This window comes from Brevundimonas diminuta, assembly GCF_039673845.1.
GTDB lineage: Bacteria > Pseudomonadota > Alphaproteobacteria > Caulobacterales > Caulobacteraceae > Brevundimonas > Brevundimonas diminuta_E.
Window position 1 is genome coordinate 80,240 of sequence record NZ_JBDJMK010000006.1, and the last position, 20,551, is coordinate 100,790.

Sequence of the window (20,551 nt, forward strand, 5' to 3'; positions counted from 1 at the left end):
ACGACCCTAGGCGGCCGGAAGTTGCCTAAGGCTTAGCGCCGTTCGACGAAACGCCCAGATAGTTGCGAATCCATTCCGCCAGCACCGCCCGGTCGTTCGCCTGTCCCAGCGTCGCATGGGCCTGATCCACCAGGGCGTCGTCGATACGCCCGCGGCGCCCCTCGGTCAGGGTGGCGGCGAAGGCGGGATCGAACTCGGGATGGCACTGGAAGCTGATGGCCTCCTGCCCCCAGGCCAGACCGGCATAGGGCGTAAAGTCGCTGGCGATCAGCACCCGGGCATCGGCGGGCGCGGCCACGACCTGATCCTGATGCGACACCGGAATGGCGATGGAGGCGGCGCCCGGCGTCATCCAGTCTTCAGCGCTCAGGACGTCATAGCGGTGCAGGCCGACGCCCCAGCCCTTGTCCGACTTCTCGACCCGGCCGCCGAAGGCGTGGGCCATGACCTGATGGCCGAAACATACGCCGACCAGCCGCGTCTTGCCGCGCGCCCCGCGCAGCCACGCCGCCAGCGGCTCGATCCACGGCAGGTCTTCATAGACCCCCGCCGCCGATCCGGTGACGATCGTCCCGGCGAAGGCCGACGGATCTTGCGGCAGTTCGCCCGCCTGAACGTCGAAGCGATGGGTGGCCGCCCCCTCGCCCAGCATGGCGCGAAACTGGCTGGCATAGTCGCCGAACGTCTCGGCCAGGGCGGCGGGCGGGCGCCCGGTTTCGAGGATGGCGATGGCGGTCATGAATATTCCACTGGCTTGACGGGCATGCAGAAAGCCTCAACCGCTGGAGTGCTGTAGAAGACGGCGCAAATCAATGAGACGAACCGCCCATGACCGCCTCCATCCCGCCCCCGGCCGCCGCAGCCGCCGATGATCCGGTCGTCCTGATCAACGTCTTCAAGTGTAACGCCGCGCAGTTGGACGATCTGATGGGGCGTCTGGCCGATCTGGTGCGCGTCCAGACCGCCCTGCCCGGCTTCGTCTCGGCCACCCTGCATCGCGGGCTGAACGGGCGGGTGGCGGCCAATCACGCCGTCTGGGCCGGCGCCGCCCACTGGAAGGCCATGACCCGCCATCCGCAGGTCGTCGCCGCGATGGAGCCGATCCTCGCCATCGCCACCTTTGAACCCCACCTCTATGAACCGGGCGAAGTCATCCAGCCCTAGCCCGCGCGCCAGACCTCGGCCCGGCCGCCCGCGTCGCCCAGCGTCTGCACCGTCCAGCCGCAGATTTCGGCCGCCGCCGCATCGGCGCCCGACGGCGCATTGACCACCGTCATGGCGCAACCGTTCATCTTCATCGGATTGTTCAGCGGACGCAGCCGCGCCTCGGCCACCAGCACCCGCGACAGCCCCGCCTGCTCCAGCCGCCGGATGAAGCCGTCGAAGGTCTCGAGATCCTTCAGCGGCGTCCAGATCGCCACACAGGCCGTCCGGTCGGCGCCCAGCACCGCCGCTGCCGTCTCGGCCGAGCGCACATAGTCGTCGGGCCGCTCGAACGGCGGGTCGATCAGCACCAGCGGCGCCTTCAGCCCCCGCGCCGCCCGCACCGCCTCCTCATAGCCGTCGCCCGCCTGTCCCGCCGCATTCGTCCACGGCGCCAGCGCCTCGCTGAGCAGGGCTTCGACCGGCGGGTTCAGTTCAAACCCGCGATAGGAATCCTCAGCCCGCAAAGCCCGCGCCGTCAGCACCGGCGAGCCGGGATAGAACCGCACCCCGCCCTGCGGGTTCAGCGCCGCGACCTCAGCCGCCAACGCCTCGATCAGCGGCGGCCGCGCCTCGGCGGTCATCAGCCGCGCCACCCCGGCCTTGGCCTCACGCGAACGGGCTCCATCGCCCGACAGGTCATACAGGCCCGCCCCGGCATGGGTGTCCAGCACGGCGACCGGCCCCTTCGCCTGCCGCTCCTTCAACAGCCACAGCACAAGGGCGTGCTTGACCAGATCGGCGAAGTTTCCGGCGTGAAAGCTGTGACGATAATTCATGGCCGCTCGTCCCCCGCCCCCGTCATCAGGTCAAGTCGTATAAGAGGGATCGACGCCCCGGTTTCAGGATACGCCATGCTGATCGACCACCCCATCCTTTCCGACGAAGACCGCACGCCCAGCGACGCCATCGCCGAAACGGCCGAGGACGGTCTGGCCCTACGCGAACAGCACGGGCGCGGCGGCACAGAGGTCGGGGTCAGGCGCGCCGAACAGTTGATGGCGCGCACCCCGCTCAGCGATCGGGACATCAAGTCGATGTACAGCTATTTCGCCCGTCACGCGGTGGACAGGCACGGCCGCCACTGGGCCGATCCCATCAAGCCGTCGGCGGGCTATATCGCCTGGCGCCTGTGGGGCGGCGACGAGGCGCGCGACTGGATCAACAGCCTGCGCGCCCGCCTTCGCGAAGTCGGCATCTAGAGCCCGCTCAGTCGGCCCAGTTCAGCACGACCTTGCCCGACTTGCCCGACTTCATGGCCTCAAAGCCCGCTTCGAAGTCCTGATAGGGCATCTGGTGGGTGATCAGCGGCGACAGGTCCAGACCGGCCTTCAGCAGGCCCAGCATCTTGCGCCAGGTGGTGAACATCTCGCGCCCATAGACGCCCTTGATGGTCAGGGCCTTCAGGATGATCGCGCCCCAGTCCGTCTCCATCGGCTTGCTGGGAATGCCCAGCATGGCCATGCCGCCGCCCATGATCAGAGTGTCGACGCACTGTTTGAAGGCGATGGGCGAACCCGACATTTCCAGCGCCACGTCAAAGCCGACCTTCAGGCCCAGCTCGTGCATGACGTCGCGCAGGTCTTCCTTGGTCGTGTTCACGGCGCGGATGCCGGGCGCAACCTTCTGCGCAAGTTCCAGTCGGAAGTCGTTGATATCCGTCAGGACCACGGTGCGCGCGCCTGCATGACGCGCCACGGCGGCGGCCATCATGCCGATGGGGCCGGCGCCGGTGACGATGACGTCCTCACCCAGCAGATCGAACTGCTGCGCCGTATGCACGGCGTTGCCGAATGGATCGAGGATCGAGCCGATCTCATACGGCACCTCGTCCGGCAGCTCGATGACGTTGAAGGCCGGGGCCACGACATATTCGGCGAATGCGCCCTGACGGTTCACGCCGATGCCGCGCGTGTCGGGGTCCAGATGGAAGTGACCGGCGCGGGCCGCCTCGGAGTTCAGGTCGATGACGTGCCCCTCGGCCGAGACGCGCTGTCCGACCTTCAGGCGGCGGTCCACGTCCTTGCCGATGGCGACGATCTCGCCCGAGAACTCATGCCCGGTGATCATCGGCACGGGCACGTTCTTCTGGGACCACTCGTCCCAGTTCCAGATGTGGATGTCGGTGCCGCAGACGGCGGTGCGATGCACCTTGATCAGCACATCCTCATCGCCCGCGACGGGAATGGGCGCATCGATCAGTTCCAGCCCCTCGGCCGGTTTCGTCTTGGCCAGAGCCTTCATCATATCCGCCATCAGCCTACTCCCTGAACTCTGTTGTCGCGCCCTTGCACAGGCGCAGTCTGAAGCCTGATTTCGGCGCTTCCTCGGCATCGCGCAAGACGCCGACGACAATGCCGAAGTCCGCGCTCATCGCTTCGGCCGAAACCTCCGCGTGGGTCCAGCGGACCGTCAGCGGCCCGGGCAGGACCGCCAGCACCAGATCGAACAGGGCGTCAAGATTGCGCCCGAACCAGTCGGGCACGCCCTCGATCCGCTCGATCTGCGCATAGAAGTCGTCACGGCTGCGGATACGGCGACCGTCCAGCACGACCTCCATGCTCGTCTCCGTCAGATGACCCCCAGTTCCCTGCCCGCCTGGGTGAAGGCGGCCACGGCGGCGTCGATCTGTTCAAAGGTATGGGCCGCCGACATCTGGGTGCGGATGCGGGCCTGACCGCGCGGCACCACCGGGAAGCTGAACCCGATGACATAGACGCCCAGCTCCAGCAGCCGCGCCGCCATGTCCTGCGCCAGCTTGGCGTCGCCCAGCATGACCGGAATGATCGGATGCTCGCCCGGCAGCAGGTCGAAGCCCGCCTCCGCCATGGCCGAACGGAAACGCGTAGCATTGGCGAACAACTGGGCGCGCAGCTTGTCGCCCTCATCCCCCGCAGCGATGCGGATGGCCTCCAGCGACGATCCGCACACGGACGGCGCCAGAGCGTTCGAAAACAGATAGGGCCGCGCCCGCTGCTTCAGCAGTTCCACCACGTTCGACCGGGCGCAGATGAAGCCGCCCATCGCCCCGCCCAGCGCCTTGCCGAAGGTGCCGGTGACGAAGTCGACCTCAACCCCGCAGTGCGCAAACGAGCCCTTGCCCCTGTCGCCCAGGAAGCCGGTCGCGTGGCAGTCGTCAACCATGATCAGGGCCTGATACTGGTCAGCCAGGGCGCGGATCTGGTCGATCTTGCCGATGTAGCCGTCCATCGAGAAGGCGCCGTCGGTGGCGATGATGATGTTGCGCGCCCCGGCGGCGCGCGCCTCTTTCAGTTTGGCCTCCAGATCGGCCATGTCCGAGTTGGCGAAGCGGTAGCGCTGGGCCTTCGACAGACGCACGCCGTCGATGATGGAGGCATGGTTCAGGCTGTCCGAGACGATGGCGTCCTCGGCCCCGAACAGAGGCTCGAAGATGCCGCCATTGGCGTCGAAGGCGGCGGCGAACAGGATGGCGTCCTCAAAGCCGAGATAGTCGGCAATCGCGCGCTCCAGCTCCTTGTGGATCTCCAGCGTGCCGCAGATGAAGCGCACCGAGGCCGTGCCCGCGCCCCACTTTTCCTGCGCCCTGATGCCGGCCTGGGTGACGCGCTCGTCGCCCGCCAGGCCCAGATAGTTGTTGGCGCAGAAGTTCAGCACATCGCGCCCGTTGACCGAAATCACCGGCCCCTGACGCGAGGCGATGACACGCTCGGGCTTGGTCAGCCCCTGGGCGTCGATATCGGCCAGTTCGGCAGAGACGCGGTCGTAGAAAGCCTGGTTCATATCTTGGATCATACCTGCTCCGCTACGCTGAATTCGGGCCGGTTTGAAGCCCTACTGACCCGCCCTCGCCGTCGCCCCCTCGGATGCGTCGGCGACCGGCCGCACAGGGCTGACGTCGACCTTGCCGCCGCAGGGGGTGAAGGCCAGCGACAGGGCGACCGCGCCGGTCGCGCCCGGCGCCGTGACGCGCACCGTCTTGGCCGAGGGGCAGCCCGTATCATTTTCATCATCCTGCGGCATAACGGACCAGGCCAGATCGAAATAGGCGTTCTGTTGCGGACGCAGTTCAACCGCCGTCGGCGCCTGCCCCTGCGCGAAATAATTGCCCGGCGTGTTCTTCGAACGAACGCTGCTCAGCGCCTGCCCGTCGTCATCCAGCAGCACCACCTGCGGATAGCCCGTCATGGTGCAGGCGGCCGCGCCCGCGTTGCGCAGCGCCAGCGTCGTCAGGCGATGGCCCATGCCTGCATCTCCGCCCACGACCGTCAGCCGCAGGTCCGAAGAGGCGCAGGGCGCGCCCGCAGGGGGAGGGGCGGCGGCGGCGACCGGACGGCTGCAGCGTTCGATCACCGTCGGCGCCTTGCCCGGTGCGGCCGTGCCGTCGCCGATGCGGCTGAGGATGCCGCCTTCCTGTTCGCCGCGCCCGGCGACGTGCCATTCCAGCCCCTCGCCCTTATAGCGGGCGCCGCTGGCCGCCACCGCGCTGGTCAGCAGATAGTCCTTGCCCTCATAGCGCACCCGCGCCGTCTGATCGTCGGGATAGGAGACGGCGATGGTCCGGCCGCTCTCACAAGCATAGCCGACGGCGACGGCGTTGGCTGCGGCGGGGGCCTCGATCGGCGAGGTCGGCTCGGGCGCCTTGTCGCGCGAACAGGCGGCGACCGTCAGGGCCAGACAGGTGGTGAGGACGGTAGCGGATCGTTTCATGGGGCCCTCAGGATTCGCGTTGCTGTTGCATCCTTGCACGATAGGCAAAAGCGCCCTTGAGGGAAATCGCAAGAAGCAGTTGCGGTCTGATACACTATAACATATCAAAACCTCCGCAAATGTATCGGGGGTGCGTGACATGCGATTTCAGACCTTTCTGCTGACCGCCGCGGGGGCGGCGGCGCTGACCAGCCTGGGCGTCGCCGCGCCCGCCATGGCCGCAGACGTTGCGGCAGACGCCATCCAGCGCCAGTCGCCGGGTGATCCGCATGATCACACGCCCCGCGACGCCTATGAGGTGGACGAAGTCGTCGTGCGCGCCCTGCCGCTGGGCCGGGCGGGCGATGATGTCGGCAGCCACGTCGCCCTGCTCAGCGGCGATGATCTGGTTCACCGGCGCCAGTCGACGCTGGGCGACACCCTCAGCAGCATTCCCGGCGTCAACTCCGACACCTTCGGCGGCGGCGCCAGTCGCCCGGTGGTGCGCGGTCAGGCCTCGCCCCGCGTCAAGGTGCTGAGCGAAGGCGCCGGTCTGATGGACGCCTCCGAGGTGTCGCCCGACCACGCCGTCTCGGGCGAGCCCATGCTGCTGGAGGGCATCGAGATCCTGCGCGGTCCGGCCGCCCTGCTTTACGGCGGCGGCGCCATCGGCGGCGCGGTCAATCTGCTGGACAAGAAGATTCCGACCCGCATCCCCGCCAACGGCGGCGAGGGCGTGGCAGAATACCGTCGCGGCTCGGTCGACAACGAAGAAGCGGGCGTCGTCGGCATGACGGTCGGCGGCGGCAATCTGGCCTTCCGCGTCGAGGCGGCGGCGCGTCGCAGCGACGACTATAAAGTGCCCGACTGGGACGGCGGGCGCCTGAACGGCTCCTATAACGACACCTCGACGGGAACGCTGGGCGCCTCATGGATCGGCTCGCGCGGCTATCTGGGCGCGGCCTATACCGAACAGACCAGCCGCTATGGTCTGGCGGGCCATACCCATGAATATGAGGGCTGCCACCCGCACGGCGAGGAACTGCACTGCGGCGCCCACGGCCATGACGACGGACACGACCATGACCACGATCACGGGCATGATCACGATCACGACCATGAGCATGACGCGCCCGAAGTGCGCCTGAAGAGCCGCCGGGTCGATGTGCGCGGCGAACTGCGCGACCCGCTGCCCGGCATCGAGAACGTGCGCCTGCGCGCCGGTTACACCGACTATCGCCACGACGAACTGGATCACGGCGAGATCTCCACCACCTTCACCAACCGGGGCTATGACGGCCGCCTCGAAGCCCAGCACCGCGAGATCGCGGGCTTCCGCGGCGTCGTCGGCCTGCAGTTGAGCAAGAGCGATTTCGCCGCCACCGGCGTCGAAAGCTTCCTGGCCCCCAGCACGACCAAGAACACCGGCCTGTTCGTGATGGAGGAATACGAGATCGGCCTGTGGCACCTGGAAGGCGCCCTGCGTCAGGAGTGGCAGGAGGCCTCGGCCCTCGGTCTGGCCGATGTCGAGCACAAGCCCTTCTCGGTCTCGGGCGCGGCGGTGTGGCACTTCATGCCGGGCTGGACCGGCGCCGTGTCGCTGTCACGCTCGCAACGCGCGCCTTCGGCTCAGGAACTGTATGCCGACGGCGTCCACCTGGCGACCAACACCTATGAGATCGGCGACGTCGGCCTGAACATCGAAACCGCCAACTCGATCGAACTGACCCTGCGCAAGACCGAAGGCGCCCTGACCGGATCGGTCAGCGCCTATCACTATGTCTATGACGACTACATCTTCGCCCGGACGCTGGATCAGTATGAAGACTTCCGCCTGATCCGTTACAGCCAGGCCGACGCCACCTTCACCGGCCTTGAAGGGGAGCTAAGCCAACAGTTCACCTCCTGGCTGTCGGGCACGGTGTTCGGCGACTATGTGCGTGGCGAGCTGAAAGGCGATGGCGGCAACCTGCCCCGCATCCCGGCGGCGCGGGCGGGCGCGCGGCTGGAGGCCTTCCACGGCCCGTGGTCGGGCGATGTCGAATACGCCCACACCTTCAAACAGTCCGACATCGCCGCCTTTGAAACGAAGACGCCGGGCTATGACATGGTCAACGCCACCGTCTCCTATGACGTCGATCTGGGGCCGGTGCGCTCGCAGATCTTCGTGCGCGGGACCAATCTGCTGGACGAAAAGGCGTTCAACCACGCCTCCTTCCTGGCCGAGACGGCGCCCCTGCGCGGGCGTAATCTGACGGTGGGCGTGCGCGCCCGCTTCTAGGTTTTTTACATCGCTACGAAAAAATGAGGGGCGCAATCCGACGGATTGCGCCCCTTCGTTCGTTTGTCTCTTGTCGGTTCGGACAGGACTAAGCCCCTTATTACAGGAGTTTAATCCAAAGGAATGAAACGCGCCCCTTTTCGGCGCACATCGTTCTTTATCCAATCTGATGCGGTCGACGGGACAGGGCGTCGGTCGCGAACGTGCGTCTCTCCGTTTTCGCCCCCAGGACCCGTCATGTCGCCAGTCGCCTTGCTGTTCGCCCTCGCCTCCCTGTCCGCGCCTGCGGAAGCGGCGCCTCAGACCACGCCCACCCAGACCTCCGGCCCGATCCCGCAGGCCGAGATCGACGAAGGCTCGATCGACCTGGGCACGCTGGAGGCTGTCACCACCAGCCGCCGCGGCGCCGCTCTGGGCGACTATGAGCCCGAGTTCACCCTCGATGAGGAACAGATCAAGGCCTATGGCGCCAGCAGCATCGAAGAGCTGATGACCCTGCTGGAGCCGATGACGCGCAGTTCGCGCGGCGGCTCTCCGGTCTTCCTGGTCAACGGTCGGCGCATCTCGGGCTTCCGCGAGATTCACGGCATCCCGCCCGAGGCCATCGAGCGCACCGAAATCCTGCCCGAAGAGACCGCCCTTTCCTATGGCTACACCGCCGATCAGCGCGTGGTGAACTTCGTGCTGAAGGCGGACTTCCGCTCGCTGACCACCCAGGTCACTGTCCGCCGTCCCGATCAGGGCGGCCGCACCTCCAGCCAGATCGATAACAACGTCCTGCGCATCGCCGGCAAGCAGCGCTGGACGATGGATCTGAAATACCAGCACGACAGCCCTCTGTTCGAGACCGAACGCAACATCGACCGCAGCGCGGCGGGCGGCCTGCCCTATGACCTGATGGGCAATGTCACCGCGCCCGGCGGCGGCGAGATCGACCCCGCCCTGTCCGCCCTGCTGGGCCAGCAGGCGGATATCGCCTCGGTCGGCGCGGGCGCAGCGGGCGGCGCGGCCCTGTCCGACTTCGGTCTGGGCGCACGCACCGGCGACCTGACCGCCTATCGCACCCTGTCGCCCAAGCGTGAGAACCCCTCCATCTCCGGCTCGATCGTGCGCGATCTGAACCAGACGATGTCCCTGACCCTCAGCGGCGAGCTGAAGGACACCACCAGCTTCTCCTATATGGGCCTGCCGGGCGTCACCCTGAATGTCCCGTCCAACAGCCCCTATTCGCCCTTCGCCGACGAGGTGCTGCTGCACCGCTATGTCGACGCGCCCGGCGCCCTCTCGCGCAAGACGGACACCCTGTCGGGCCAGCTGGGCTTCCTGGTCGACGGCTATCTGGGCGACTGGCGCTGGACCGTCAGCGGCGGCTATGACCGCACAGAGACCGACACAAAGACCGGACGCGGCCTCAACTTCTCGTCGCTTCAGACCGGCGTGACAGCGGGGACTATCGACCCCTTCGGCGATCTGGGCGCCCTGCCCGTCAATCCGATCGACACGGCGCGCTCAATCTCCAGCAAGACGAACATCGAAGGCGTCATCAACGGCAAGCCGTGGGAAGGCCCCGCCGGGCCGCTGTCCTCGACCTTCAAGGTCGGCTTCGACACCCAGTCGCTGGATTCCGAGACGCTGCGCTTCTCGGAACTGACGCAGACCAGCACCTTCACCGAGCGCTCCCTGTCGCGCGACCGGACCAGCGCCTCGGGCAACTTCAACCTGCCCATCGCCAGCCGCGACCGCGAGGTTCTGAGCGTCCTGGGCGACCTGTCGGCGAACCTGAATCTGGCCTACGAAGACCTGTCCGACTTCGGCGGCCTGTCGGCCTATACCGTCGGGCTGAACTGGTCGCCGTGGGAGAAGATCAACTTCACCGCCAGCTGGGCCGACGAGCAGAAGGCCCCGTCGATGTCGCAGTTGAACGACCCGACGCTGTCGACGCCGAACGTGCCCGTCTACGACTTCGCCACCGGTCAGTCGGTCAACATCGTCCGTATCGAGGGCGGCAACTCCAACCTGTCCGAAGAGACCAAGCGGGTGCTGAAGCTGGGCTTCAACCTGACGCCGTTGAAGGACCATGACCTGCGGCTGACGGCCGGCTACACCCGCACCGAAACGGAAGGCTCCATCGCCTCCTTCCCGACCATCACGCCTGAACTGGAAGCCGCCCTGCCCGAGCGCTTTGTGCGCGACAACGACGGCGTCCTGCTGTCGATCGACGCCCGGCCTCTGAACTTCAAAAAGGCCGAGCAGCAGGAAATCCGCTGGGGCCTGAACTTCTCGACAGCCTTCGGCAAGCCCGATCCGGTCGCCATGGAGCGCATGAACGCCCGCAACAGCGGCGCACGCGGACCGGGAGGCCCCGGCGGCGCGCCCGTCATGATCCGGACCGAAGGCGGCCCGCCTCCGGGCGGCGGCCACAACGCGGGCGGCCCCCCGTCGGGCGGCGCCCCTCGCATGCGCTCCAGCGGCGGCGGCATGCAGCCCGGTCAGGGGCGTTTCAACGTCTCCCTGTACCACACCTACAGAATGCAGGATGAGATCACGATCCGCGACGGTCTGCCGGTGCTGGACCTGCTGGACGGCTCGGCCGTCGGCGCGCGCGGCGGCCAGTCCCGCAACGAGGTTCAGCTGCAGATGGGCGCCTTCAAGAGCGGCATGGGCGGCTTCCTGAACGCCACATGGAAGGAATCCACCCGCATCAACGGCGGCACGGCGGCGGCGGACAACCTGACCTTCTCGGACCTGACGACGGTGAACCTGAACCTGTTCGCCGACCTGTCGTCGCGCGAGGGACTGGTCTCGCGCTATCCGTGGCTGAAGGGCTCGCGCATCAGCGTCGGCGTCGACAACATCTTCGACCAGCGTCTGGACGTGAAGAACGGTCTGGGCGAGACGCCGCTGTCCTATCAGCCCGACTACCTCGACCCGCTGGGCCGAACCTTCCGCATCAGCCTGCGCAAGATCCTGTTCTGACCCCCGCTCTCCGTCATCCCCAGCGCTGGTCCGGGGATGATGGCGGGCCGACGGGCGTTGAGCATTGGTCACCCCCTCACCTCCGCTCATCCCGGCGGACGCCGGGATCCAGTGCTTTGGCTTCAAAACGCCCGGCTCAACGGCCAGGCCCAGTTCGGCTCACTTACTGGGTCCCGGCGTCCGCCGGGATGAGCGGAAGGAAACGGCGCGCCCTATACCGATGGTGAGCTTAGCTATGAAAAAGGCCCGGTCACGCGACCGGGCCTTTTGTCTGCATCGGTTTACAAAACCGGAGCTCAGTGCGCCTCTTTCGGCGTCTCCATCAGTTCGATCAGCACCCCGCCCATTTCCTTGGGATGCAGGAAGACCACCGGCGTGCCGTGCGCCCCGATGCGGGGCTCGCCCGTGCCCAGAATGGTCACGCCCTTGGCGCGCATCTCTGCAATGGCGGCGTGGATATCCGCCACTTCAAAGCAGACATGGTGCTGTCCGCCCTTGGGGTTCTTGGCGAGGAAGCCGGTGATCGGGCTGGTCTCGTCGAACGGCTCAATCAGTTCGATCTGGGCCGTCGGCGTGTCGATGAAGCAGACCTTCACCCCCTGCGCGGGCAGGTCGAACGGCTCGCCGATCTTCGTCGCGCCCAGCACGTCGCGATACAGCTTGATCGACTCGGCGATGGAGGGCGTAGCGACGCCCACGTGGTTCAGATTGCCGATCACTTCTTCGTCTCCCCAATGTTCTGGGCTGGCGCGGGCTGAGCGTAGCCTAGGCGCTGGTTCAGCTTTTCGATCAGATCGGCCGCCGTGTCGGCGATCACCGAGCCGGGCGGATAGACGGCCGCCGCGCCCATATCGAGCAGGGGCTGCACGTCCGACGGCGGAATGACGCCGCCGACCACGATCATGATGTCCTCGCGGCCCAGCTTGGCCAGTTCAGCCTTCAACTCGGGCACCAGCGTCAGGTGCCCCGCCGCCAGTGACGAGGCGCCGACCGCGTGGACGTTCTTCTCGACCGCATCCTTGGCCGCCTCGGCCGGGGTCTGGAACAGCGCCCCCGCCGTCACGTCGAAGCCGATGTCGCCATATCCGGTGGCGACGACCTTCTGGCCCCGGTCGTGGCCGTCCTGGCCCAGCTTGGCGATCAGGATGCGCGGCGGGCCGCCGTCGTTCTCGACGAAGGCGGCGACCATTTCGCGTGCGCGGGCGACCTTGGGATCGTTCCCCGCCTCCTTGGCGTAGACGCCCGAAACCGTCTTCACCGTGGCGATGTGGCGGCCGAAGGCGGCCTCCAGCGCGTCGGAGATTTCGCCGACGGTGGCCTTGGCGCGGGCCGCCCGCACCGCCAGCTCCATCAGGTTCTCATTGCCGCGCGCGCCCTCGGTCAGGGCGTCGAGCGCTCCTTGCGTCGCCGCCTCGTCCCGCTCGGCCTTCAGGCGTTGCAGTTTTTCGATCTGGCGGGCGCGCACCTCGGCGTTGTCGACCTTCAGCATCGGAATGTCGTCGACCACGGGGTTCAGGTATTTGTTCACGCCGACGACCGTCTGCTGGCCCGTGTCGATGCGAGCCTGCGTCTTGGCGGCGGACTCTTCGATCCGCAGCTTGGGAATGCCCGCCTCGATGGCCTTGGCCATGCCGCCGTAGGCCTCGACCTCCTCCATCAGGGCGCGGGCCTTGGTGGCCAACTCCTGAGTCAGACGCTCGACGTAGAAGCTGCCGCCCCACGGGTCGATGACGCGCGTCAGGCCAGTCTCGGCCTGCGCCAGAATCTGGGTGTTGCGCGCGATCCGCGCCGAGAAGTCGGTCGGCAGGGCCAGCGCCTCGTCCAGGGCGTTGGTGTGCAGGCTCTGCGTCTGGCCGCCCGCCGCCGCCATGCACTCGACCATGGTGCGGGGCACATTGTTGAACACGTCCTGCGCCGCCAGCGACCAGCCCGAGGTCTGGCAGTGAGTCCGCAGCGACAGGGACTTGGGATTGACGCCCCCTTCCCGCTTCACCGCCTCGGCCCACAACAGGCGGCCGGCGCGCATCTTGGCCACCTCCATGAAGTAGTTCATGCCGATGGCCCAGAAGAAGCTCAGGCGCGGCGCGAAGCGGTCGATCTCCATGCCCGCCGCCTTGCCCGCGCGCAGGTATTCGATCCCGTCCGACAGGGTATAGGCCAGTTCGATATCCGCCGACGCCCCCGCCTCCTGCATGTGATAGCCGGAGATGGAGATGGAGTTGAACTTGGGCGTTTCCTTCGCCGTCCATTCGAAGATATCGGCGATGATCCGCATCGAGGGCGCGGGCGGATAGATGTAGGTGTTGCGGACCATGAACTCCTTCAGAATGTCGTTCTGAATGGTCCCGGTCAGCTTGGCGTGGTCGACGCCCTGCTCCTCGCCCGCCACGACATAGAGGGCCAGGATCGGCAGCACCGCCCCGTTCATCGTCATGGACACCGACATCTGGTCCAGCGGAATGCCGTCGAACAGGGTCCGCATGTCCAGAATGCTGTCGATGGCCACGCCCGCCATGCCGACGTCGCCCTTCACCCGCGGGTGGTCGCTGTCATAGCCCCGGTGGGTGGCCAGATCGAAGGCGACCGACAGGCCCTTCTGACCGGCGGCCAGGTTGCGACGATAGAAGGCGTTGGACTCCTCGGCGGTCGAGAAGCCCGCATACTGGCGAATGGTCCACGGCGCGCCCGCATACATGGTCGGATAGGGCCCGCGCACAAAGGGGGCGAAGCCCGGCAGACCGTGGATGAAGTCCAGCCCGTCCAGCGCATCCGCCCCATAGGCCGTCTCGACCGTCAGCCCCTCGGGCGTGGTCCATGCCGCGCGGTCCGGCCCGGCGCCGGTCGCGCCCAGATCAAGGGCGACCTTGGAGAAGTCAGGGAAACTCATTGGGCGGCCTCCTCGAAGGCGGCGGCGAAGCGCACGGGCGCCAGCGCCTCGAATGTCCCGACAGCGGCAGGCGCGACGGGCGCGGGCGTCACCGGCGCGGGCCGCACGTCCGGGTCGACGAATTTGGTGACGCCGACGATCTGCGCGGCGTCGTCCTTGAAGGCTTTCTCAGCCATCTCGCGGGCGCGGGCGATCCGGGGCTGGATCACCCCGCCTTCCAGACAGGCGATGACGCCGCCTTCGGCCTCATAGACCTGGAACTCGGCCCAGGCGGCCTCGGCCAGTTCGCGAGTGCGGGCGTCCAGATACCAGGAGCCACTGGCCGGATCGTCGACGCGGCCCAGATTGGACTCCTCCATCAGGATCAGTTGGGTGTTGCGCGCCTGACGCTTGGCGAAGTCGTCCGGCAGGCCCGCCGCGCGGGTGAAGCCGTCCAGCACCACCGCATCGGCCCCGCCCACGGCCCCGGCGAACCCGGCGGCGGTCAGGCGCAGCATGTTCGGCCACGGATCGCGCGCCGACAGCATCCGCCGCGACGAGCGCGCCTCGATGATAGCCGGAACCTCGGCTCCGAACGCCTTGGAAACGCTGGCCCAGATCAGACGCAGGGCGCGGATCTTCGCCAGAGAGTCGAAATAGGTCTGGTCCACGGCGACGCTCAGAACCACGCCCTTCAGCGCCGCCTCGGCCGACAGGCCCGCTTCAACCGCCGCCTTCACATAGGCCACGGCCGACGACGCAGCGAAGGCCAGCTCCTGCGCGATGGAGCCGCCCGCCTCATGCGCCACGCGGCCTGAGGCCATGAACAGCGTCGCCTCGGGATAAGTCGCGGCGTGGGTCGCCGCCGCCTTGGCCGTCTCGCTCATCAGGGCCGCGAAGTCGCCCGGCGCCCCGCCCGCTTCGGCGCAGGCCGAGATCGGGTCGAGATGGAAGGCCAGCTTGGCGCGTGGCGATCCCTTGGCAACCGCCGACAGGGCCTCGGCCGCCTTCACGCCGTCGAACCCGGCGTCCAGCGCCACCGGCGCCAGCTCCAGCGCCACGCCATCCAGCGCACGCGCCAGCTTCACAGCGTCCGTCGCTGCCGGACCGGCGATCAGGACGGAGGCCGCCCCGTTCTCCAGATCGGTCAGGATGGCGCGGTTCAGGGCGTCCGCGTCCTCGCCCTCGTTCAGCGCCCGCACGTCCCACGCCCGACCTTCGGAATCCGAGGGCCGGGGCGCGAAGACCGGCTCGCCGCCGTTCGCCGCCCCATACAAGGGCTTGGTCGCCAGATGGTCCGCATCCAGATGGATGAGGCTCTCCAGCGGACGCTCCTTCAGCGCCTTGACGGCGGCTTCGCGCCACTCCAGCGGGCTCGGGACGGCGAACTCGGTCATTTACTCGAACTCCACCAGCACGTCGTCGGCGGCGACCGGGTCGCCGGCCTTGGCCTTGACGGCCTTCACCTTGCCGTCGCGCTCGGCCTTGAGGATGTTCTGCATCTTCATGGCCTCGATGATGGCGACTGTTTCGCCGGACTTGACCTCCTGCCCCTCGACCACGGGGATGTCGACCACCAGACCCGGCATCGGCGACAGCACCAGCTTGGACGTATCCGCCGCCTGCTTCTCAGGCAGCAGAGCATACAGGTGCGCCACATCGGGACGCAGCACGCGCACCCGTGCCCGCGCCGCGCGGTGGCGGATGTCGAAACCGTCGGCGGCGCGCTTCACCTCGGCGGTGAAGGCGTCGTCGTCCAGCACCGCCTTGAACAGCGACAGGCCCGGACGCCAGTCGATCTCGGACAGGGAGACCTCTTCGCCGTCGATGGCGACGATCAGGTCTTCGGCCTCGTCATAGCCGACCTCGACCTCATAGGCCGTCTTGTCGACCAGCACGGTCCAGTCGGTGCGCTCGCTGGGGTCGCCGTCCTGTTCGGCGATGACCTCGTTCATGGCGACGGCCGAGGCGATCAGGATCTTCACCTGCTCAGCGCTCGGCGCCAGGCCGTGGAAGCCGTCGGGGAACTCGTCCTTGATGTAGCTGGTCGACAGTTGGCCGGACTGGAAGCGTTCCTGATCCATCACCGCCGCCAGGAAGGGTACATTGTGGCCCAGCCCCGCCAGATGGGTGTCCTCCAGCGCGCGGGCCATGCCGCGCACGGCGTCGTCGCGCGTCTCGCCCCAGGCGCACAGCTTGGCGATCATGGGGTCGTAGAACATGCTGATCTCGTCGCCCTCGCGAACGCCCGAGTCATTGCGGACCGTATAGTCGCCCTGATCGCCCTCTTCCGGCTGCTCATAGCGCACCAGACGGCCGATCGACGGCAGGAAGCCGCGATAGGGGTCTTCGGCGTAGATGCGGCTCTCGATGGCCCAGCCGTTGATCGACAGGTCGTCCTGTTTAATCGCCAGTTGCTCGCCCCAGGCCGAGCGGATCATCTGCTCGACCAGATCGACGCCGGTGATCAGCTCCGTCACCGGATGCTCGACCTGCAGACGGGTGTTCATCTCAAGGAAGAAGAACGACTTGTCCTGACCGGCGACGAACTCGACGGTGCCCGCCGAGTCATAGTTCACCGCCTTGGCAAGCGCGACGGCCTGCGCCCCCATGGCGGCGCGGGTCGCCTCGTCCAGCAGGGGCGACGGCGCCTCTTCGATGACCTTCTGGTTGCGGCGCTGGATCGAGCACTCCCGCTCGAACAGGTGGATGACGTTGCCGTGTTTGTCGCCCAGCACCTGAATCTCGATGTGGCGCGGGTCGACGATGAACTTCTCGAGGAAGACGCGGTCGTCGCCGAAGGCGTTCAGCGCCTCGGCCTTCACGGCGGCGAAGCCCTCGGCCATGTCGTCGTCCGAATGGGCGACGCGGATGCCCTTGCCCCCGCCCCCGGCCGACGCCTTGATCATCACCGGATAGCCGATCTCACGCGCGATCTTCACCGCCTCGTCCGGCGTTTCGATCAGGCCCATGTGGCCCGGCACGGTCGAGACGCCCGCCTCGGCCGCGAACTTCTTGGACGTGATCTTGTCGCCCATGGCGTCGATCGCCTCGGGGTTCGGCCCGATGAAGGCGATGCCCTCGGCCTTCAGCCGCCGCGCAAACCCGGCGTTTTCCGACAGGAAGCCGAAGCCGGGGTGCACGGCCTGCGCCCCCGTCTGCTTCACGGCGTCCACGATCTTGTCCTGGATCAGATAGGACTGGGCGGCGGGCGACGGGCCGATGTGAACCGTCTCATCCGCCATCTCGCAGGCCAGCGACCCGGCGTCGGCGTCGGAGTAGACGACCACCGTCTTGATGCCCATGCGACGGCAGGTCTTGATAACGCGAACCGCAATCTCGCCCCGGTTGGCGATCAGAATTTTATCAAACATTTCTGGGCCTTACAGCGGGATGTTGTCGTGCTTCTTCCAGGGATTTTCCTGGGTCTTGTTCTTCAGCGTCTTCAGCGCCTTGATCAGGCGACGGCGGGTGCCGTGGGGCATGATGACGTCGTCGATGTAGCCGAGGCCGGCCGCCACGAAGGGGTTGGCGAAGCGGTCCTTGTATTCGGCTTCGCGCGCCGCCAGGGCCTCGGGGTCGCCGGCTTCCTTGCGGAAGATGATCTCGACCGCGCCCTTGGCGCCCATGACCGCGATCTCGGCGGTGGGCCAGGCGTAATTGACGTCGCCGCGCAGGTGCTTGGAGCTCATGACGTCATAGGCGCCGCCATAGGCCTTGCGCGTGATGACCGTCAGCTTGGGCACCGTGGCCTCGGCATAGGCGAACAGCAGCTTGGCGCCGTGCTTGATCAGGGCGCCGTACTCTTGCTTCGTGCCCGGCATGAAGCCCGGCACGTCCACGAACGTCACCAGCGGGATGTGGAAGGCGTCGCAGAAGCGGACGAAGCGCGCGGCCTTGCGGCTGCTGTCGATGTCCAGCACGCCCGCCAGCGTCTGCGGCTGGTTGCCGACGATGCCGACCGGCTGGCCATCCAGACGGCCGAAGCCGCAGATGATGTTCTTGGCGAAGTCGGCGCCGATCTCGAAGAAGTCGGCCTCGTCGACCGTCTTCAGGATCAGTTCCTTCATGTCATAGGGCTGGTTCGGATTGGCCGGGACCAGGGTGTCCAGCGAGGCCTCGTCGCGATCCGGCTCGTCATAGGTTTCGCGGACCGGCGGCGTCTCGCGGTTCGACAGGGGCAGGAAGCCGATCAGGCGGCGCACCTCCGACAGGGCCTCCAGATCGTTCTCGAAGGCGCCGTCGGCGACGCCCGACTTGCCCGCATGGACGCGGGCGCCGCCCAGATCCTCGTGGCTGACGACCTCGTTGGTGACGGTCTTCACCACGTCGGGGCCGGTCACATACATGTATGAGGTGTCCTTCACCATGAAGATGAAGTCGGTGATGGCGGGCGAATAGACGTCGCCGCCCGCGCACGGGCCCATGATGACCGAAATCTGCGGGATGACGCCCGAGGCCAGGGTGTTCTGCAGGAAGATGTCGGCGTAACCGGCCAGCGACTCCACCCCTTCCTGAATGCGCGCGCCGCCGGCGTCGAACAGGCCGATGATCGGCGCGCCAGCCGTCAGGGCCATCTTCTGGATCTTGACGATCTTGGCCGCGTGGGCGCCCGACAGCGAACCGCCGAACACCGTGAAGTCCTTCGAGAAGACATAGACCAGACGGCCGTTGATCGTGCCGCGCCCGGTGACGACGCCGTCGCCGGGGATGCGCTGATCCTGCATCCCGAAATCGTGGCTGCGGTGCTCCACGAACATGTCGGTCTCTTCGAAGGAGCCTTCGTCCAGCAGGACGCCAATACGCTCACGGGCGGTCAGCTTGCCCTTGGCGTGCTGGCTTGCGATGCGCTTCTCGCCCCCGCCCAGCTTGGCGGCGGCGCGGCGGCGCTCGAGCTCCTCGAGGATGGCCTGGCTCATGGTTGGGCGACTCCCTGACTTCGTTCAGGGTCCAACAAGCCGCTTGGTTGTGAAAAGGCAATCGCAACTTTGCAAAAGATGCGTAAGTGCGTAAGCCTGCCAAGGCAGACAGGCGTTTTTGCAAAGTTGCAACGCCTTCAGAACGGCGCGGATCATGGCTGAGAAACTCTACCTCGGGACCAAGGTCCGCAAGCTGCGCGAGACGCGCGGCTGGACGCTGGAGCAGTGCGCCGGGCGGCTGGCGCTGTCGCCCTCCTATCTGTCGCAGATCGAGACGAACCAGCGCCCGGCCACGGCGCGGGTGCTGATCGCCCTGACGCGGGCTTTCGACGTAGACGCCAGCCTGTTCGATCTGGACGGCGACGCCCGCCTGATCGCCGACCTGCGCGAGGCGACCACCGACGTCGCGGGCCACGCTGAGGCGCCGACGGCGGGCGAGCTGAAGCAGGCAGCCATGAACGCGCCCCGGCTGGCGCGGCAGTTCCTGGCCCTGCATCAGGACTATCGCCGTCTGGACGAGCGGCTGAAGACGCTGAACGAGACGCTGGGCCGCGACGAACACGCCACCGTCGCCGCCCCCGCCCTGCCCTATGAGGCGGTGCGCGACTTCTTCCACTATCGCGACAACTACATCGACGCCCTGGACCGGGCGGCCGAGGATCTGGCCGCGCGGCTGAATCTGGGCGACGGCGTCCATCCCGAGCGCGAGCTTGAGGCCGCCCTCAACGACCTGTGCGGCGTGCGCGTCGCCACGGGTCAGGGGCGCGGCGCCATGCGGCGTTTCGATCCGGGCGCACGCATTCTCTATGTCGACGCCAGCCTGCCGGGCGCCACCCGCGCCTTCCAGATGGCGCACCAGCTGGTTCGCTTGCGGTTCGAGGACCTGATCGAGCACGAACTGGACCGCGCCGCCTTCGACATTCCCGCCGCGCGCGACGTATGCCGGGTCGGTCTGGCCAACTATGCGGCTGGGGCGCTGCTGCTGCCCTATCGCGCCTTTCTGGACGCGGCGCGGGAGCTGCGACACGACGTGGACCGCCTGCGCAACCGCTTCCACGTCAGCTTCGAGCAGGCCTGCCACCGGTTGTCGACGCTACAGAGGCCGGGCTGGCGCGGCGTGCCCTTCTACTTCGCGCGGGTGGACATGGCCGGGAACATCACCAAGCGGCACAGCGCGACACGCTTCCAGTTCGCCCGCTTCGGCGGCGCCTGCCCGCTGTGGAACGTGCATGAGGCGTTCAGCGCTCCGGACCGCATTCTGGTCAATCTATCGGAGATGCCCGACGGCGCCCGCTACGTCTGCATCGCCAAGAGCGTGTCCAAGCCGGGCGGGTCGTTTCTGGAGCCTGACCGGCGCTATGCGCTGGGGCTGGGGTGCGAGATCGAGCACGCGGCGCAGCTGGTCTATGCAGAGGGGCTGGACCTGAACGGCCCGCCGACGCGCATGGGGGTCAACTGCCGCATCTGCGAGCGGACGGACTGCACGCAAAGGGCGTTTCCGCCGATCGACCGCACGCTGACCGTGCCGGAGAATGAGCGGGGCGTGATCCCCTATACGCTCTCATAATTATTCCTTCTCCCGATGGGAGAAGGTGCCCCGAAGGGGCGGATGAGGGTTCCCGGCCTCAGTCGGCGCAA

Annotated in this window: 16 protein-coding genes; 5 read left to right on the forward strand and 11 right to left on the reverse strand. The window is 67.2% G+C overall.

Annotated features, from left to right (window positions below):
- Nucleotides 1-25 precede the first annotated feature (25 nt).
- Complete coding sequence (locus tag ABE454_RS07990; protein WP_346530735.1) at nt 26-739, reverse strand: glutamine amidotransferase-related protein; 714 nt, start codon at nt 737-739, stop codon at nt 26-28.
- Between the two features lie 89 nt (nt 740-828).
- On the opposite strand from ABE454_RS07990, the gene ABE454_RS07995 reads away from it, so the two are divergent.
- On the forward strand, nt 829-1,164 hold the full coding sequence (locus ABE454_RS07995) for an antibiotic biosynthesis monooxygenase family protein (RefSeq protein ID WP_346530737.1): 336 nt from the start codon (nt 829-831) through the stop codon (nt 1,162-1,164).
- Here ABE454_RS07995 and rlmJ read toward each other — a convergent pair.
- A complete protein-coding gene (rlmJ, locus tag ABE454_RS08000; RefSeq protein ID WP_346530739.1) occupies nt 1,161-1,982 on the reverse strand; it encodes a 23S rRNA (adenine(2030)-N(6))-methyltransferase RlmJ in 822 nt (273 codons plus the stop codon). The genes ABE454_RS07995 and rlmJ overlap by 4 nt on opposite strands.
- Before the next feature lie 75 nt (nt 1,983-2,057).
- Between rlmJ and ABE454_RS08005 the strand changes: the two genes are divergently transcribed.
- Complete coding sequence (locus ABE454_RS08005) at nt 2,058-2,405, forward strand: hypothetical protein (RefSeq protein ID WP_346530741.1); 348 nt, start codon at nt 2,058-2,060, stop codon at nt 2,403-2,405.
- A gap of 7 nt (nt 2,406-2,412) precedes the next feature.
- Here ABE454_RS08005 and tdh read toward each other — a convergent pair whose 3' ends face one another.
- From tdh to ABE454_RS08025, 4 genes are read right to left on the reverse strand one after another with little or no spacing between them, the layout of a single operon-like run.
- Entirely contained in the window at nt 2,413-3,459 is a 1,047-nt protein-coding gene (gene tdh, locus ABE454_RS08010) for an L-threonine 3-dehydrogenase (RefSeq protein WP_430825927.1), read from the reverse strand.
- A gap of 4 nt (nt 3,460-3,463) precedes the next feature.
- Entirely contained in the window at nt 3,464-3,763 is a 300-nt protein-coding gene (locus tag ABE454_RS08015) for a barstar family protein (RefSeq protein WP_346530742.1), read from the reverse strand.
- A gap of 11 nt (nt 3,764-3,774) precedes the next feature.
- A complete protein-coding gene (locus ABE454_RS08020; RefSeq protein ID WP_346530744.1) occupies nt 3,775-4,965 on the reverse strand; it encodes a glycine C-acetyltransferase in 1,191 nt (396 codons plus the stop codon).
- Between the two features lie 51 nt (nt 4,966-5,016).
- Nucleotides 5,017-5,892, reverse strand: coding sequence for a DUF4232 domain-containing protein (locus tag ABE454_RS08025; RefSeq protein WP_346530745.1), 876 nt, complete (start codon nt 5,890-5,892; stop codon nt 5,017-5,019).
- A gap of 139 nt (nt 5,893-6,031) precedes the next feature.
- Here ABE454_RS08025 and ABE454_RS08030 point away from each other — a divergent pair, with 139 nt between their 5' ends.
- Together ABE454_RS08030 and ABE454_RS08035 are read left to right on the forward strand one after the other, a co-directional pair.
- Nucleotides 6,032-8,152, forward strand: coding sequence for a TonB-dependent receptor domain-containing protein (locus tag ABE454_RS08030; RefSeq protein ID WP_346530746.1), 2,121 nt, complete (start codon nt 6,032-6,034; stop codon nt 8,150-8,152).
- Between the two features lie 237 nt (nt 8,153-8,389).
- Nucleotides 8,390-11,128 (forward strand): TonB-dependent receptor, encoded by a 2,739-nt coding sequence (locus tag ABE454_RS08035; RefSeq protein ID WP_346530748.1) that lies wholly within the window; start codon nt 8,390-8,392, stop codon nt 11,126-11,128.
- 296 nt (nt 11,129-11,424) lie between these two features.
- Here ABE454_RS08035 and mce read toward each other — a convergent pair whose 3' ends face one another.
- The 5 genes from mce to ABE454_RS08060 are packed head-to-tail and all read right to left on the reverse strand — an operon-like array spanning nt 11,425 to nt 18,913.
- Nucleotides 11,425-11,847 carry a methylmalonyl-CoA epimerase gene (gene mce / locus ABE454_RS08040; RefSeq protein WP_024353133.1) on the reverse strand — a complete coding sequence of 141 codons (423 nt, stop codon included), beginning with the start codon at nt 11,845-11,847 and terminating at the stop codon, nt 11,425-11,427.
- Nucleotides 11,844-14,015 carry a methylmalonyl-CoA mutase gene (gene scpA / locus ABE454_RS08045; RefSeq protein WP_346530749.1) on the reverse strand — a complete coding sequence of 724 codons (2,172 nt, stop codon included), beginning with the start codon at nt 14,013-14,015 and terminating at the stop codon, nt 11,844-11,846. Before scpA ends, mce begins: the two co-directional genes overlap by 4 nt.
- Nucleotides 14,012-15,391 (reverse strand): methylmalonyl-CoA mutase family protein, encoded by a 1,380-nt coding sequence (locus ABE454_RS08050; RefSeq protein WP_346530750.1) that lies wholly within the window; start codon nt 15,389-15,391, stop codon nt 14,012-14,014. The genes scpA and ABE454_RS08050 overlap by 4 nt, the downstream gene beginning before the upstream one ends.
- Nucleotides 15,392-17,368, reverse strand: a complete 1,977-nt coding sequence (locus ABE454_RS08055; protein ID WP_346530751.1) for an acetyl/propionyl/methylcrotonyl-CoA carboxylase subunit alpha — start codon at nt 17,366-17,368, stop codon at nt 15,392-15,394.
- Nucleotides 17,369-17,377: 9 nt separating this feature from the next.
- Nucleotides 17,378-18,913: an acyl-CoA carboxylase subunit beta gene (locus ABE454_RS08060; RefSeq protein ID WP_346530752.1), complete on the reverse strand. Its 1,536-nt coding sequence runs from the start codon at nt 18,911-18,913 to the stop codon at nt 17,378-17,380.
- 154 nt (nt 18,914-19,067) lie between these two features.
- Between ABE454_RS08060 and ABE454_RS08065 the strand changes: the two genes are divergently transcribed.
- Nucleotides 19,068-20,480, forward strand: coding sequence for a short-chain fatty acyl-CoA regulator family protein (locus tag ABE454_RS08065; RefSeq protein ID WP_346530754.1), 1,413 nt, complete (start codon nt 19,068-19,070; stop codon nt 20,478-20,480).
- The last annotated feature ends 71 nt before the right edge of the window (nt 20,481-20,551 follow it).